Origin of the sequence: Halobacterium sp. CBA1132, assembly GCF_001485535.1 — an archaeon.
In the GTDB taxonomy this organism is placed as follows: domain Archaea; phylum Halobacteriota; class Halobacteria; order Halobacteriales; family Halobacteriaceae; genus Halobacterium.
In genome coordinates this window covers 206,580-221,933 of record NZ_BCMZ01000001.1, presented here as the reverse complement: position 1 = coordinate 221,933, position 15,354 = coordinate 206,580, and the positions used below count along the sequence as shown (strand labels likewise).

Genomic DNA, 15,354 nt, shown 5'->3' with positions numbered 1-15,354 from the left:
GGCGACCACCCCGCGAGCGCGGTCGCGGTCACTCCGCGGACACCTCCGGGCTGACGTACGCGTACAGCGCGTCGACAGTCGTGTTCACGATGACGAACCCCGCGCTGACGACGATGAGACAGCCTTGGAGTATCATCCACTGCTGTTGGTTGATGGCGTCGATGAGCAGGCTCCCCAGCCCCGGCAGGTCGAAGACGCGTTCCGTGATGACCGCGCCGCCGACGAGTGTGCCGAGTTGGAGTCCGAGCACGGTGATGACGGGGATGAGCGTGTTCTTCAGCACGTGCCGGTAGCGGACGAGCGCCTCCGGCAGTCCTTTCGCGCGCAGCGCAGTGACGTAGCTCTCCCCGAGTTCCTCGAGCATCCCCGAGCGCGTGAGCCGCGTCACGAGCGCGGTGAAGTACGTCCCGAGCGTGACCGCGGGGAGCGTGATGTGCGCGAGCCACTCCACCATCCACCGGGTCTCTCCCTGCAGGAGGTGCCGGAGGGCGTCGACGAACATGACGGTCTGCCCGTCGATTTCCGCGAGCCCGCTCGTCGGGAAGACGTTGAACTGAACGGACAACAACAGCACGAGCATCACGCCGAGCCAGAAGTTCGGCGTGGAGATGCCGACCAGCGACAGCGACGTCGCCACGTAGTCCGACGGCTGCCGGTGGTTCACGGCGCTCACGACGCCCAGCGGGATGGAGATGATAATCGCGACGACCGTCGATGCGACCGCCAGTTCGAGGCTCACCGGCAGCGCCGCGAAGACCTCCGCGGAGACGCTGGTTCCCCGGGCGTACGACTGCCCCATGTCGAGGCGGGCGAGGTCCCAGAGGTACTGGCCGTACTGGACGTACAGCGGCTGGTTCAGCCCGTAGGACTCCGCGATAGCCTGCCGAAGCTCCGGGCCGGCGTCCAGCGGCGCGATGAACGCGACCGGGCTGCCGGGCGTGATATACCGGAGCGCGAACACCACGGTGACGACCGCCCAGACGACGAACACGCCCTGCAGGCCGCGCTTCGCGAGGAACCGTGCGTACCCCATTGGCGGTCACTGTGCGGGACTGATAGCGTACGCGTCGATTCGCTCGTCGTTCCTTGCCGCCCACTCGATACGGTCCGAAGTGCCGTAGACGCTGTACTGGCGGTTCAGGAAGATCCACGGTGCCTCGTCGTGGCACAGCTGGTTGGCTTCCCGGAGCAGCTGCTCGCGTTCGTCGGTGTCGGTCGTGCTGTTCGCGTCCTCGATGAGCTGGTCGAGTTCGTCGTTCTTCCACGACGTCAGCGACCCGTCGCTGGTCAGCGTCGGGTTGATTGTCTGGCTCGCGTCGAAGGTGGCGTTCCCCCACCCGATGAGGTAGAAGTCCGGGCCCGTAGTGATGTCTGAGTCCGTGAGTTCGCCCGCGAGCGTCGAGAACGTCCGCTGGTTGACCTCACAGGAGACGTTGGGGAGTTCGTCGATCATGTTCGCGACGAGGCGCGCGATTTGAAGGTCCTTCAGGTAGCGGCCGACGGGCGTGTGGAGTTCGATGGAGACACCGGCGTGGCCGCTCTCCTCGACGAGCCGTTCGGCCTCGTCGGGGTCGTGGGGGTACGGGTCGGCCTCGTCGTTGTACCCGAAGAACGGCTCCAGCGTCGGCTGGCCCGTCTGTCCGCCGGCGCCCTGGAGCGCGCTGTCGATGATGGCTTCGAGGTCGATTGCGTAGTTCATCGCCCGCCGGAACTTCGGCGAGGAGAACGGCTCGACGGTCGCCTTCATCGCGTTGTAGATGACGCGGGTGCTGCCGACCGCCTCGACGGACGCTTCGGAGTCCTCCACGCGGGAGAACGACTCCGGCGGGACGTTGACGACGAGGTCGGTCTCGCCGGCGACCAGTTGGTTGACGCGGACGCCGGAGTCCGACGCGCTCTCGATGGTGAGGTGGCTGACGTCGGCCGGCTCCCGCCAGTAGTCGTCGTAGCGCTCGAACTCGACGGACTGGTTCTGTGCGTACTCGGTCTGCTCGAACGGCCCGGTGCCGTTCATGTTCTGGGCGACGTAGGACTTCTCGTGGTCTTTCACCCACGCCTTCTCGACGACGTCGCAGTAGATGGCGAACTCCGAGAACACGATGGGGTTGAAGCCGTCCGAGTAGACGTCGACCGCGCGACCGTCGTCGGCGACCTCCGCGCCGGTGACGCCCGCGAGTTGGCCGGACTGCGGGCTCGTGAACCCGACGCTATCGTCGACGATGCGGTTGATGGTGTACGCGACGTCCTCGGGCGTCACCTCGTTGCCGGTCTTGTGGAACGTCGGCCCCTCCCGGATGGAGAACCGGACGTGGCCCGCTTCGACGCGCTCCCAGTCGGTCGCCAGCATCGCCGTAATCTCCCCCTCGGCGGTCCGACTCAACAGCCCCTCGTAGCTCTGGAGCATCGTGATGTCGGTGGGGATGTCCCGGTGGTCGTGGGGGTCGAGAGTCGTCGGCATCGTCCCCTGCGTAATCGTGACCTGGAACTCCTCGGGCGGCCCTGACTCCGTCTGTTCGCTCGTCGTCGCTTCCGGGCTCGTCCCCGTCGCTGCTTCCGTGGAGTTCGAGTCGCTGTTCGACGAGCAGCCGGCGACGAGTGCGGTCACCGCAGTACTTCCCGCAGCGGTGAGGAACTTCCGGCGAGACGCCGTCGGTTGGTTGCTACTGTCTGTCATGATACGGGGAAGTCACGAATACAGACGGAAATAGTATACGGCTCCGGAACGCCGAGGGCGGAACTGTCCGGCGAACGATTCGAAATCCTTTTTTCGGTCGTGCACTTCCGTTCGGGTACGCGCCGCCTTAGCTCAGACTGGGAGAGCACTCGACTGAAGATCGAGCTGTCCCCCGTTCAAATCGGGGAGGCGGCATATTCTGTGGCTGCGAACGAAGTGAGCAGCCACAGCAAGGGCGCCGACACGATTCGAGCACGGAAGTCACAGCCCGCGAAGCGTAGCGAGCAGGAATGTCTTCCGCTGTTCAAATCGGGGAGGCGGCATATTCTAAGACTCCGAGCGACAGCGAGGAGCCGCAGAAACGACGCCGACACCTGCTTTCGCGCGAAGTAGGTTCGTCGTCTGCCGATAGGGTGCCGTCCTCGGTGAGCCAGCAGCGTCCGGGACAACACTATGTGGCTGGTCGTCGTCGCGAGACCCATGAGCAGTCTCCGACGGACGCTGGCTCTGTTCGAGCGGCCGCTGCGGTACGTGATGGGGACGATCTACGTGGTCGCTGGCGTCCTACACTTCAGGACGCCAGCGGCCTTCGAGCGCGTGGTGCCGCCGTCGCTGCCGCGGCCGCGGGCGCTCGTCTACGTGTCGGGGGTCGCGGAGGTCGTGTTCGGCGTGGGCGTGTTGTTCGAGCGGACGCGGCGGCTGTCGGCGTGGGGAATCGTGGCGCTGCTCGTGGCGGTCTTCCCGGCGAACGTCTACATGGCGACCGACAACGTGGCCGACGAGCTAGTGCCCGAGGGGATGGAGCGCGTGGCGCGCGTGGCGGCGTGGGTGCGGCTTCCGCTGCAGGGCGTGCTGGTGCTGTGGGCGTGGTGGCACTCGAAGCCCGACGCCGAGTCAGGGGTGTGAGCGGGCGGTCGGCGGGACGCTCGGGGACCGAGACCCGGACAGTCGTCCAAGGATAGGCGCTACACCGGCGATTTTCCGGGCGAGCGCGCAATCCCAGCGCTGAAACGTTTATCTGTGTGTCGCCCCAAAGAGGAGGTATGACCTACGACACCGTCGTGTTCGACAACGACGGCGTCCTCGTCGGCCGCACGCGGTACGACGTGCTGCAGGCGGCGACCGAGGACACGTTCGAGCAGTTCGGCGTCACCGACCCCGACCCCGACGATATCGAGGAGATGACCATCGGCGCGACGCCGAAGACCGTCAGCGACGTCTGTAGCCGCTACGGCCTCAAGCCGGCAGAGTTCTGGCCGACGCGGGACCAGACCGCTGCGGAAGCACAGTACGAGGAAGTCCGGGAGGGCCGCAAGACCCTCTACGACGACCTCCACGAACTCCACGACTTGGATGTCTCGATGGGTATCGTGAGTTCGAACCAGCAGGCGACCGTCGACTTCGTGCTGGAGCACTTCGGCGTCGACGACCTGTTCGGCGCGGCGTACGGCCGCGAGCCGACCGTGGAGAGTCTGCGGCGGCGCAAGCCCAACTCCCACTACATCGACCAGGCGCTCGCGGACTTGGACGCGGATTCGGCGCTGTTCGTGGGGGACAACGAGTCCGACGTGCGCGCCGCGGAGAACGCGGGCATCGACTCGGCGTTCATCCGGCGGCCCCACCGCCGCGACTGGGAGTTGAACGTGTGGCCGACGTGGGAGATCGACGGCCTCGACGACCTCCACGACATCTGCGAGCTCTAACGCCCGCAGCGCTGCTCTCGACGGCGGAGAGCGGGTGCGTCGTCCGTCGACGACACCCACAACAATTATGATGTAGCAGCGCCTCTCTACGGTCGCAATGGCAGAAGGTACGGTTGACTTCTTCAACGACACTGGCGGCTACGGTTTCATCGAGACGGACGACGCGGACGAGGACGTGTTCTTCCACATGGAAGACATCGGCGGCCCGGACCTCGAGGAAGGTCAGGAAGTCGAGTTCGACATCGAGGAGGCCGACAAAGGCCCCCGCGCGACGAACCTCACTCGGCTGTAATTCGGTGATAGCCCAGCGTCGCTGACGCTGGACAGGACGAATCGTTTTTCGACTATTCACGAACTACGTAGCGACGGCGTCGGCCGCCACGTGTACCAGTGAGCAGTCCGACTAGTGAGGCGTGCGAACGTCCACAATCGCGTTCGTGGTCGGCGCGTTCCTGTTCGTCCTCCCGATTCCCGGCACGTTCGTGACCGGCGCACTCGTGCTCGCTGCCGCGGCAATCGCGCGGTATCGGTGAGCGGCCGGGCCTATTCGAGTCGCGCGCGGTCCTCGTCCGTGAGGTCGAGGTGGCTCGCCGCGACGTTCGATTCGAGGTGGTCGAGGCTGGACGTCCCGGGAATCGGGAGCGTCACCGGCGAGTGGTCGAGCAGCCACGCGAGCGCGACCTGCCGGACGGTGGCGTCGTGGTCGTCGGCGACGGCTTCAAGGCCACTGCGTTGCTCGCCGAGGTCGCCACCGCCCATCGGGAAGTACGGAATGAAGCCGATGTCGTAGTCCTCGCAGGCTTCGAGGACGTCCTCGTACTCGCGGTCGACGACGTTGTACGCGTTCTGGACGGTGGCGACATCGACGACCTCGCGGGCGGTCTCCAGTTGGTCGACGGAGACGTTGCTGAGGCCGACGTGGTCGACGAGTCCGTCGTCTTTGAGTTCCGCGAACGCGTGGACGGCGTCCTCGAAGTCCGTGTCGGGGTCGGGGCGGTGGTACTGGTAGAGGTCGATGGAGTCGACGCCGAGGCGGTCGATGGACGCCAGCGCCTGATTCTTGATGTAGTCTGGGTCGCCGTGGGGAATCCAGTCGCCGGTCGCGTTCCGCAGGAGGCCGGCCTTGGTGGCGACGACGGCGTCGTCGGCGATGCCGGATTCGCGGATGAAGCGCTCGCTGACGCCGGGGCCGTAGGAGTCGGCGGTGTCGACGAAGTCGACGCCGAGGTCGACGGCGTGCTGGAGCACGTCGCGGGCGTTGGCTTCGTCGTCGGGCGACCCGATGACGTCCGGGCCGGTGACGCGCATCGCGCCGAAGCCGAGCCGGTGGACAGTCAGTTCGCCGCCGATGTCGAAGGTGTCGCTGTCGTTCTCCGTTGCCATACCCCAGCGTGTAACGTCCGGTCGCTTAGGTGTTGGTGAAACGGATTCGCCCGCCGGAGTCAGGGCTCCCACTGGTCGCGCAGTTCCGTGCGCGGCTTCGAGGGGTCGTCGTGTTCGACGAGCGTTCGCATCTGGTCGACGTTGAACGCGTACGTGCGGTCGTCGCGAGCGACGAGGTCGTGGGTGCGGAGTTCGCGCAGCAGCGTGTGTACGGGTTCGACATCGATGCCCGCGGCCGCCGCAAGGTCGTGGGCGCTCGCGCCGGGGTTGGTCGCGAGTTCGGAGACGACCTGCCAGGCGGCCTCGTCGTTGCACTTCGAGTCGCGGCGCGCGGCGTTCACACGCGTGACGACGGGCGGCGCCTGCAGGAGGTCGACGACCGTCTCGGTCGGCGACGCCGTGGATTCGTCGGGTGTCGCACTCTCATTCTCGCTCCCGTCTTGGAGTTGGCTGCGTTCACCGCGGCGCCGTAGCCGGTCTTGGACCGCGTCCACGAGCGCGTCCCGCGAATCGTCGTCAACATCACTGCCAACCGTCGTGTCAAGCGTCGCATCGGGGGCGTCGTCGCTGGTCGCGGCCTCGGCAGTATCGCTGGTGCTGTCGTCGGTAGCGCCGGCGTCGTCCTCGACTTTCGCTTCGAGTTCGGCGACGCGCTCGGCCAACTGGTCGATGTGTTCGTTCTTCGTCTGGAGCGTCGACTGGTAGCCGTCCGGCGGGGAGCCGTCGCCGTGCGCGAGCGCGTTCGCCATCTTCCGGGCGGCCGCCGAGACGTCCCGAGCGGTCTCCAGTTCGGACTCCAGTTCGGCGATGCGCTGCTCGCGGTTCTCCAGTTTCGACTCCAGTTCCGCGACGCGGTTCTGCTCCTGTTCCTTGCGGTCGGTGATGTCGCCGAGGTCCTCCATCAGCGACCCGCTGACGGACTTCAGGTCGGGGCGCTCGAAGTCGTCGAGGCCCGGGGTGGCGCCCGCGTCGAACGTGCGCTTGCGCTTGAACTGCACGCGGCGCACCATCTCGTCGCTCCAGTCCGTCTGGATGAACGCCTCGCCGTCCCCCAAGTCAACGACGTCGTCGGCGTACTCGCTGCCGACGATGCGGCCCACGACCTTCGTGTCGTTCTCCCACGTGAGCCGGTGCCACACCAGCCAGTTCGCCTGCGTGATGAAGTCCTTCTTCACGTCGGCGGGGCGCTGGCTGATGCCGACGACGCCGAGGCCGTGCTTGCGCCCGCGCTTGCCTACCTTGATGAGGAGGTTGCCCGTCTCACCGACGCCGCCGCCCTCCGGGATGTACTCGTGGCACTCCTCGACGACGAGCAGGAACGGCTTCTTCAGTTTCTTCTCCTTGGCGAAGAGGTGCCGGACCGTCTCCCGCAGAAGTTCGTCGGCCTCCTCGTCGTCGAGGTAGCCGGAGACGTCCAGAATGATGGGGACGTTCTCCTCTAAGGCGAGATGCGCGAGCTTCTCGGCGTGCTCGACGCTCACCTGGATGTCGCACTCCTCGTCGGCGCCCGCGTGTAGGAGCTCGTACTCCTCTTTGAGCCCGTAGTACTCGCCGTCCGTGTCCACGATGAGTACGGGGTAGCCGGCTTCGAGGAGTTCCTCGACGACGACGCTCGTGGAGTTCGAGTTGTGAACGAAGACACCGTTCGCGACGAAGTTGTCGTTGAGCGCGACGTCGAGGTCGTAGACGGTTCGAGTTCCGGAGACAGGACTAACGTCGACGACGCGCTTCCACTGGATATCAGACTGGCCGAGAGCCGCAGTCCGACCCTCGATGTCGAGGTCGTCGACGAGTTGATTGAACGTCTGCCGTCCCGCCTTCTGTTGTCTTGTGAGGTTATGGACCGATGCTCCCGAGACTCGGTTATCACTGTCTCGGAGCGTCCACCCCTGCTCTCGCGCAGCAACATTCAGTACGGGGCCGAACCCCGGAATCATGTCTTTTGAATTGTACGTCCCGCCATCGGCGATGCCAGCTGTAGCGGTTTCGAGTTGCTCGGCCTTCTGGACCATCTCGAGGTCAACGACCTCCGCGAACGTTGCGAGGCTGAAGGAATCGACGGTCAGCCGTTTGTACTGTCGCTTCTCCCCATTGTACATCGTGAGTTTGTCCCGCAACGTCGTTGAGATGCCGAACTGTCGAAGGAGCTCTTTCATCCCGTCGAGCAACTCGGGAGATTTCGACATTACAGACGCGCTTTCGTCGTTAATCGTACCGTCGCCGTCAAAGTATCCAGAAATCACGCCCTTGCGGAATGCCGCGGGTGTATCGAAGGCCCAAACTGGCAGTGACTTTCCGCCAGCACCCACACCGAATTCGGACTGTAGGAACTTCGCGAACGGCTTGAACCCCTTGTTGCAGGTCCGCTCGTAGACGTTGAATCCCTGACCGTCGAGGAACGACCGAACACCGTCATCGATATTGGAAATCTGTAACGTGTCACGCGCGTCGAACGACCCTTCAGCGAGATACAGGCCGAGCACTTTCCCGGTCTCGAGATCTAGGTCCAAATACCGGTCGTCCGTTCTCGGACCGCTCTGAATTTCATCGTCCCGAATTGTGAGATTGGCCGTTTCGGGGACATACTCCGCGAGATCGACGTCCGTTACGTCCTCCGCACTCGGTAACTCTCGGGCAAGCGGAAACCAGGTCCCCTCCTCGACATCGCTTCCCTGTACCGGAACGATTTCGAGGTCGTCAATGGTGAGAAAGCTGTGGTCCTCGGTTCCGATGATTTCAGTACCATCCTCAAGGGTGATTTGCAACAGGTCGTCGGCTTCGTGTTCAATAACAGCTTGAACGGGCTGGAACTCCTGTTCGTAGGTGTGCTTGTTGAGCGAAAGCACTTGTTCGCCCTCGGATACGTCTTCGATTGGCTTCCGCCCGTTCTCAGTATGAACCGGCGTCCCTCCAAGGATACTCTTTCCGGACCCGCTTTTCCCGGTGATGAACGCGCGCCCCGTTAACACCTCTACCGTGGGAAATTCCAACGGCTCACCGTCCGCGGTCTCCCCCACGTGAATCCGCTGCACGTCGTCCTCGCCGGAATCTGCCATTAGGCTGAGCCACACGAGCCGGGGAGAAAACCGTTGTCCTCGCTGGCCTACCGACTGCCGGGGTGGCCGTCGGGGAGGCCGCGACGGCCGAACGTCGTCTCGCGCAGCGTCTCACCTTCGTACTCGTCGCGGAGCAGTCCGCGCTCGCGGAGTTCGGGGACGACGAGGTCGACGAAGTCCCGGAGGCTGTCCGGGCGCGCGACCTCCTTGACGTTGAAGCCGTCGACGCCCACGTCCTCGAAGTAGTGCTGGAACTCGTCGGCGACCTGCTCGGGCGTCCCCACCACGACCGGCGAGGTGGTGCCCAGTCCCGCGAACTCCGCGACCTCGCGGACCGTCCAGTCGCGGTCGTCGTTCGACGTGAACGCGTTCACGACGCCCTGAATCGCCTCCGTCTCGATGTGTTCGAGGTGCTGGTTGGGGTCGAGTTCGGAGAGGTCCATGTCCACGAACCCGGAGAGCAACGCGAGCACGCCCTCGGTGTCGATGGCGTCCGTGTACGCGTCGTACTTGGCCTCCGCGACGGCTTCGGTCTCGCCGACGATTGGGACGATACCGGGGAAGAACGCGAGGCTGTCGGGGTCGCGGCCGTGAGAGGCCGCGCGCTCGCGGAGGTCCGTAATGTAGTCCTCGACGGCCGCCTCGGATGGCTGGCTGACGAAGACGGCTTCGGCGTGCTCGGCGGCGAACTCGCGGCCGCGGTCCGAGGACCCGGCTTGGTAGAGGACAGGCGTGCGCTGCGGGGACGGCTCGGCGCCATGCGGGCCGGGAACGTCGAAGTGCTCGCCCTCGTGGTCAATTGCCGAGACGCTCTCGGGGTCGGTGTAGACGCCGCGCTCGCTGTCGCGGACGACCGCGTCGTCGTCCCACGAGTCCTCCCAGAGCGCGTAGAGGACGTCCATGAACTCGTCGGCGCGGTCGTAGCGCTCGTCGTGGTCCATCCGGTCGTCGTAGCCGAGGTTGTCCGCAGCGGATTCGAGGTAGGAGGTGACGATGTTGAACGCGACGCGGCCGTCCGTGACGTGGTCGAGCGTGGAGAACTCGCGGGCGAGCTGGTAGGGGTGGTTGTACGACGTCGACTTCGTGACCGCGAATCCGAGGTCGTCCGTGACTTCGGCCATTGCGGGCACGACGTACGCGGGGTCGTTCGACGGCGTCTGGACGGCCTTCTCGACGGCGGGCTCTCGGGAGTCGTCGTAGACGTCGTAGATGCCGCGGACGTCCGCGAAGAAGACGGCGTCGAAGCCGCCGCGCTCGGCGATGCGCGCGATGTCGGTCCAGTACTCGCGGTCGCTGTAGCGGTGGGACTGGTCGCCGGGGAGTTGCCACGACCCCACGGAGACGTGCTCCACGGAGTTCATCGTGAAGAGGTTCAGCCGCATCCGGTCGGTCATTACACCCGCGTAGGGGAATGTCGCGTTTAACTCGGCCGGTCACGACGCTCGCGTAGTGTTGTCACTGACGGCGGCAACGCTCACCGATTCGGGGGCTGACAGGCGACGAGTCGGCGCCGACGCGGCGCGTCGCACTCCCGCGGAACCACGCCGGGTAGCGGTCAGGTCACGCGCCGGGTTGGCCCCGGCTTCGCACTTGAATGTCAGCAGGAGCAGTAGTAGTCGCGACCGCCGAACTCGACGTCGAGGCGGTGCGCGATTGGCGCGGGGTCGCTGGGCCGGTAGACGGCGGTCGTGAGGTCGCCGCTGGTCTCGAAGTCGCCGGAGACGAGCGCTTCCCAGTCCGCCGTGGAGAGCACGTCCGCGAGGTCGCCGCCGGCGAGCAGCGGAAGGTAGTCTTCGAGCGAGAGCCAGCGCGCGTCGTTCGTCGGGTCGGGGTCGTAGTCGGCGTCGGTGGCGTCGGCGTAGGCGGCCATCGGGAGGTTCGCGCCGGCCTGCACGGGCATGCTAATCCACTTCCACGGGCGCGTGTTCACGTCGAGCAGGACGAAGTCGTCGCGGTCGCGGTCGTAGACGAACTCCGCCTCGCTGATGCCGTGGTAGCCCGCGTCCTCGATGACTGCGAGCGCGCGCTCGTGGATTTCGGGCTGTTCGACGCGCTCGACGACACAGGAGGTGCCGTAGCCGAGCGGCGCGCGAACGCGGGCGTTCCCGACAACTCCGAGCGGGTCGCCGTCCTCGGGAACGTAGGACGCCAGCGAGTGGTCCTCGCCGCGCGCGACCGGGACTTTTTCTTGGGCCATGATTTCGATGCCCGTTTCGCGGGCCATCTCCACGACGTCGAGGTACTCCTCGCGGTCACCGACCTCGATGACGTTCGTGCCGACGGCCTCCTCGAACTCGCGTTTGCGCGCCGGCTTGATTACGAGGGGGAAGCCGAGTTCGTCGGCGGCCTCGTCGGCGTCGACCTCGGAGAGCCGGTGCGTCTCGGGGTAGGGGACGCCGAGGTCCTCGCACGTCTCGTACAGCGAACTCTTGTCGAGGACGGCGTCCATCGTCTCGCTGTCCGCGAACGGTAGGCGGACGCCCTCGGGTTCGGTTTCGGCGAACGCCAGCGCCCACTCGTCCATGCAGCCGAACGCCACCGGCTCGTGGTCGAGTTCGGCGGCGAGTGCTTCGACGTCCTCGCGGAAGCCGCCCTCGTCGTCCAGCGGGTACGTGACGCGGCCCGCGTAGTCGACGGCGTCGGACGGGGGTGCGGCGCCGTCTCCGGAGCGGTCGAGCGCCACGACGGGGACGCCGTGGACGTCGAGCGCGCGAGCGACGGAGACGCCCGTGACGTGGGCGTTCGCGACGAACGCGGGCGGTCGGTCGAAGTCGGCGGCCGCGAGCGCGGCCCGCAGGTCCTCGAACTCGTGGAAGGTCATGGGCCGGTTTGTGGTCACTGCGGCTAAAGCAATCTGGTTCCGGGGGCGGGCCGCCGGTATCCGGGACAGGCTGGGGCCGTCAGCGGCGCAGCGGCGGGCACGTCGACGGAACGGGTTCGAAGCCTTTATTCGCGCGCTGGCCGTCAGGCACCAGTAGTAACTATGTCCGAGAAGCCGGCCTCCATGTACCGGAAAATCGACAAGCCGTCGTACACCCGTCGCGACTACGTCACGGGTATTCCGGGCTCGAAGATTGCACAGCACCAGATGGGCGACCTGCAGGCGGACGCCGAAGACTTCGCCGTCCAGATCAGCCTCGTTCCCCAGGAGGAGTGCCAGCTCCGCCACGGCTCGCTGGAGGCTGCGCGCCTGTCCGCGAACCGTCACCTCATCAAGGAACTCGGCGAGGGCAACTACAAGATGAGCCTCCGCAAGTTCCCCCACCAGATCATCCGAGAGAACAAGCAGGCGACCGGCGCGGGTGCGGACCGTGTCTCCGACGGAATGCGCCAGGCGTTCGGCGTCCCGGTCGGGACCGCGGCCCGCATCTACCCCGGCGAGCAGCTGATGACCGCGTACTGCGACGTCGAGCAGGCCGAAGCCGTCAAGGAGGCCTTCCGTCGCGCGTACAACAAGATCACGCCGCCGTGCAAGATCAACGTCGAGCGCGGCGAAGAACTGCTCGTCCGTTGACCTCCTCCCACCCCTGAAGGAGTGGAATTCCTCCGGTGGAGATTCCGGCTATGCTGCTTCCCCAGAGGCAATTTTCCCCACCTTAGGGCGGGTACTCTGGTCTGTGCGATCCTCTTTGATGTTTGTCCGCCTCATAGGCGGGGCGGTTGTGGCGGGCCGCCACTCGTGATTGTCCCACTTGAGGCACACGGGCCGAGCCATCGACCCACCTTCACCACCGGTCTCACGGTCGAGGAACACCCGGCTTGCCTTCAAATCCGCATGTCCTTCGAACCCACATGCACCGCATCGAAACACGTCCACGTTTCGATACGTTTTCTCTTGCTCCCCGCACTCCGGACACTCTTGGGTCGTCCACGCCTCCGACGTCTCAACGACGTCGATGCCGTACTCCTCGCAAACACACTCGAGGCGGTCGATGAACCGTGAGAACGCCCAGAAGTTGTGCGTCTTTTCGTTCACTACGCACTTCCAGTGCGTCTCCAACACGTCCTCAAGGTTACCAACGTACACACGCGAGACACCATCCTTGTACAGCTGTTCAACGAGGTCACGCACCAGTGCGTCCTGTGCGTGATTCCGACGTGCTGTCCGCTGACGGTACAGTCGGTCGATACGTCTGCTTGTGCGCCGCTGATCGTCCAGCTGGGACTGATAGTGCGCGATCTTCTCGGTTGTTTCGTGGAACCGCTTGAAGAGACTGCGGCCCTCGTAGAGGAATTGGGTCCCAGTTGTGGTGGTACAGGCAACGAGATTGTTCGCGCCCACGTCCAAGGCGGCCTCCTCGGAGGCCAGTGGTGAATCCCGTCGAAAATCGGGGATAGTGACGGGTTGCAGTGCCCTGAACGTGTCGTCGGTCTCGTCGTATATCAGCTCCAACCGCCCCTGTTCACCGTCCCAAGTCGGGGTGCCGCAGGCTTCGAGGCGGAGTCGACCGGTAATGTCGTACTCGTCTTTCAACGCCTTCCCGACGGGAATTTCGAGACGGCTGCGGTCGCCCCACTGGAGGGTATATTGGTCGTTACGGATGTACGTCCGCCGTTCTCGACCGTCCTCCTCGTTACCCCAGTAGCCGGGCGGATTGGGTTTCTCGTCATGGTCGCCGTCGTGGTATTTTTCGTTGAGGGCGAAGAACGACCGCCACGCCTCGCTATTCTTGCGGGGGATTTGTTGGGCGGTTGCGCTGCCAAGTACGTCCTTGTAGCGGTCGCTGGGGTTGGTAGCGTGCCACACCGGATTGTCGTCGAAGAAGGCTTGTCTGCGGTTGTAGGTGAGTTCGTTCCAGAGTGCGGCTGACGCGTCGAGGAGTTCAAGAAGCACCTCACGCTGTCCGGGGGTGCGTGGGCGTACCTCGAACTCGTTGACGCGCTTCATCGCTGCATCCCCACGTACCTCCCGATCCAATATATAATTTGGTTAGAAATAGAGAATTACGGGTGAGGCGAATAAGATATACGTCGAAATGGACGACGGCGAGCAGTACAGGGAACTACAGCGAATCAAGAAAAACATGGGTTGACGTGGAAAAGAGTGCTGTTGCAGGGACCACGGCGAATGGAGGGTGACGACGCGATTTAACAGTAGGATATCCACGTAAGCTACGAGCGTGGGTTTCCTGTTCGCCTCTTCATCTCATGGCCAAATCCGCGGGATTTCACCTCACTACGCTGTAACCCGGCCGCTTCTCTCCGGTTTCGCGACCGCGTAGCGACCGCGCTGTCCGGCTTCTCTCCCGGCGGTTTTTAGTCCCACAGCGACGACTTCGGGGTATGCTCGGGCTGGCGGTCGCCAACGACACGGAGACGTTCGAGCGGATTCGCGGGCCGCTCGCGGACCGCGGGATTCGCGCCGAACACGTCTCCGTCCGCGAGGCGGTGACGCCGCTGTCGGAGTCGCCGTTCGACCCGGAGCGCTTCGACGCTGGGTTCGTGTTCCCGGGGCGGTTGATGGAGGGCGGCGTAGTGGACGCGCTCCTCGGCGTGCCGTGGGTGAACGACCGCGCGGCCGTGCTTTGCTCGCGAAACAAGGCCGGCGCGCTCGCGACGCTCGCGGACGCCGGGGTTCCGGTCCCCGAGACCGTCTACGTCTCGAATCCCGCCGACGAGGACGAGGTGCGCGCGGCGTTCGAGCGCTTCGACGCGCCGGTCGTGGTGAAGCCGAACTCGACGACGCGCGGCGTCGGCGTGACGAAAATCCACGACGCCGACTCCCTCTCCGGGGTGACGGACTACCTCGAACTGGTCCACGACTACCGCGCGACCGGCGACAAGTCCTACCTGATTCAGGAGTTCCTGCCCGACGCCGCGGACTACCGCGTGATGGTGCTGGACGGCGACGTAGTGGGAGCAGTCCAGCGGGCGGCGCCGGACGGCTGGAAGCACAACGTCCACCGGGGCGCGAGCGCCGCGGGCGTCGAACTGCCGGACGAACTCCGAGAACTCGCGGTGGACGCCGCGGACGCACTCGACGTCGACTTCCTCGGTGTGGATGTGCTCGTGACCGAGGACCGGGCGGTGGTCAACGAGACGAACGCGCGCCCGACCGTCGACGACGAGGAAAAGTACGAAGCGGGGTTCTACGACGCGTTCGCGGCGCTCGTCGAGCGGACCGCGGAGGCGTAGTTACTCGACGTCGATGTTCGTCGACTCGCCGGTGCGCTCGAACGTGATTTCGAGGATACCGTTGTTGTAGCTCGCGGCGCCCGAGCGCGGGTCGACTGGGCCGGGAAGTGTGATGCGTTCGTCGTACTCGCGGGTGTCGCCGTGCGCGCTGATGGTGACCTGCTCGCCGTCGCACTGCACGGAGATGTCGTCTTTCTCGACGCCGGGGAGGTCCGCGATGACGCGCATCTCGTCGTCGGTTTCGTGGACGTCGACGTGCGTGTCCGTCGAGAACCCGGACTGGTCGCCGTCGAAGCCGCTCGCGCCGTCCATCATGTCGTCCATCATCCGCTCGATCTCGCGGAAGATGTCGTCGAATGGGTCGTCGCGGTCGTCGCGTCTCATACCCCGAGCTAAGGCCGGC

13 protein-coding genes and 1 tRNA gene are annotated in these 15,354 nt (G+C 65.2%); 6 read left to right on the top strand and 8 right to left on the bottom strand.

Annotated features, from left to right (window positions below; all coding sequences use genetic code 11):
* Positions 1–28: 28 nt before the first annotated feature.
* Together AVZ66_RS01080 and AVZ66_RS01075 are read right to left on the bottom strand one after the other, a co-directional pair.
* A complete protein-coding gene (locus AVZ66_RS01080) occupies positions 29–1,033 on the bottom strand; it encodes an ABC transporter permease (RefSeq protein WP_058980948.1) in 1,005 nt (334 codons plus the stop codon).
* A 6-nt stretch (positions 1,034–1,039) separates the two neighbouring features.
* On the bottom strand, positions 1,040–2,674 hold the full coding sequence (locus AVZ66_RS01075) for an ABC transporter substrate-binding protein (protein ID WP_058980946.1): 1,635 nt from the start codon (positions 2,672–2,674) through the stop codon (positions 1,040–1,042).
* A gap of 121 nt (positions 2,675–2,795) precedes the next feature.
* Between AVZ66_RS01075 and AVZ66_RS01070 the strand changes: the two genes are divergently transcribed.
* The 4 genes from AVZ66_RS01070 (at position 2,796) to AVZ66_RS01055 (ending at position 4,669) form a co-directional block, all read left to right on the top strand.
* Positions 2,796–2,869 (top strand) — tRNA-Phe (locus AVZ66_RS01070).
* A 285-nt stretch (positions 2,870–3,154) separates the two neighbouring features.
* Positions 3,155–3,580, top strand: coding sequence for a DoxX family membrane protein (locus AVZ66_RS01065; protein ID WP_058980945.1), 426 nt, complete (start codon positions 3,155–3,157; stop codon positions 3,578–3,580).
* A 137-nt stretch (positions 3,581–3,717) separates the two neighbouring features.
* The gene (locus AVZ66_RS01060) at positions 3,718–4,377 is read left to right on the top strand and encodes an HAD family hydrolase (RefSeq protein ID WP_058980943.1); all 660 of its coding nucleotides are present in this window, start codon (positions 3,718–3,720) and stop codon (positions 4,375–4,377) included.
* A 97-nt stretch (positions 4,378–4,474) separates the two neighbouring features.
* The gene (locus AVZ66_RS01055) at positions 4,475–4,669 is read left to right on the top strand and encodes a cold-shock protein (RefSeq protein ID WP_058980942.1); all 195 of its coding nucleotides are present in this window, start codon (positions 4,475–4,477) and stop codon (positions 4,667–4,669) included.
* Between the two features lie 251 nt (positions 4,670–4,920).
* On the opposite strand, the gene AVZ66_RS01050 is transcribed toward AVZ66_RS01055, so the two are convergent.
* The 4 genes from AVZ66_RS01050 to AVZ66_RS01035 all read right to left on the bottom strand — a co-directional run bounded on the left by AVZ66_RS01050 (position 4,921) and on the right by AVZ66_RS01035 (position 11,637).
* Positions 4,921–5,760: an aldo/keto reductase gene (locus AVZ66_RS01050; RefSeq protein ID WP_058980940.1), complete on the bottom strand. Its 840-nt coding sequence runs from the start codon at positions 5,758–5,760 to the stop codon at positions 4,921–4,923.
* A gap of 59 nt (positions 5,761–5,819) precedes the next feature.
* Complete coding sequence (locus AVZ66_RS17145; RefSeq protein ID WP_082678738.1) at positions 5,820–8,816, bottom strand: LAGLIDADG family homing endonuclease; 2,997 nt, start codon at positions 8,814–8,816, stop codon at positions 5,820–5,822.
* 47 nt (positions 8,817–8,863) lie between these two features.
* Positions 8,864–10,210 (bottom strand): LLM class flavin-dependent oxidoreductase, encoded by a 1,347-nt coding sequence (locus AVZ66_RS01040; RefSeq protein WP_058980938.1) that lies wholly within the window; start codon positions 10,208–10,210, stop codon positions 8,864–8,866.
* Between the two features lie 203 nt (positions 10,211–10,413).
* The gene (locus AVZ66_RS01035; RefSeq protein WP_058980936.1) at positions 10,414–11,637 is read right to left on the bottom strand and encodes a carboxylate--amine ligase; all 1,224 of its coding nucleotides are present in this window, start codon (positions 11,635–11,637) and stop codon (positions 10,414–10,416) included.
* A gap of 162 nt (positions 11,638–11,799) precedes the next feature.
* On the opposite strand from AVZ66_RS01035, the gene AVZ66_RS01030 reads away from it, so the two are divergent.
* On the top strand, positions 11,800–12,330 hold the full coding sequence (locus tag AVZ66_RS01030; protein ID WP_058980934.1) for a 50S ribosomal protein L16: 531 nt from the start codon (positions 11,800–11,802) through the stop codon (positions 12,328–12,330).
* Positions 12,331–12,378: 48 nt separating this feature from the next.
* On the opposite strand, the gene AVZ66_RS01025 is transcribed toward AVZ66_RS01030, so the two are convergent.
* Positions 12,379–13,704: an IS200/IS605 family transposase gene (locus tag AVZ66_RS01025; RefSeq protein ID WP_058980932.1), complete on the bottom strand. Its 1,326-nt coding sequence runs from the start codon at positions 13,702–13,704 to the stop codon at positions 12,379–12,381.
* Positions 13,705–14,099: 395 nt separating this feature from the next.
* Here AVZ66_RS01025 and AVZ66_RS01020 point away from each other — a divergent pair, with 395 nt between their 5' ends.
* Positions 14,100–14,951, top strand: a complete 852-nt coding sequence (locus AVZ66_RS01020) for a RimK family alpha-L-glutamate ligase (protein ID WP_058980930.1) — start codon at positions 14,100–14,102, stop codon at positions 14,949–14,951.
* Here AVZ66_RS01020 and AVZ66_RS01015 read toward each other — a convergent pair whose 3' ends face one another.
* Positions 14,952–15,335, bottom strand: a complete 384-nt coding sequence (locus AVZ66_RS01015) for an Hsp20/alpha crystallin family protein (protein ID WP_058980929.1) — start codon at positions 15,333–15,335, stop codon at positions 14,952–14,954.
* Positions 15,336–15,354 lie beyond the last annotated feature (19 nt).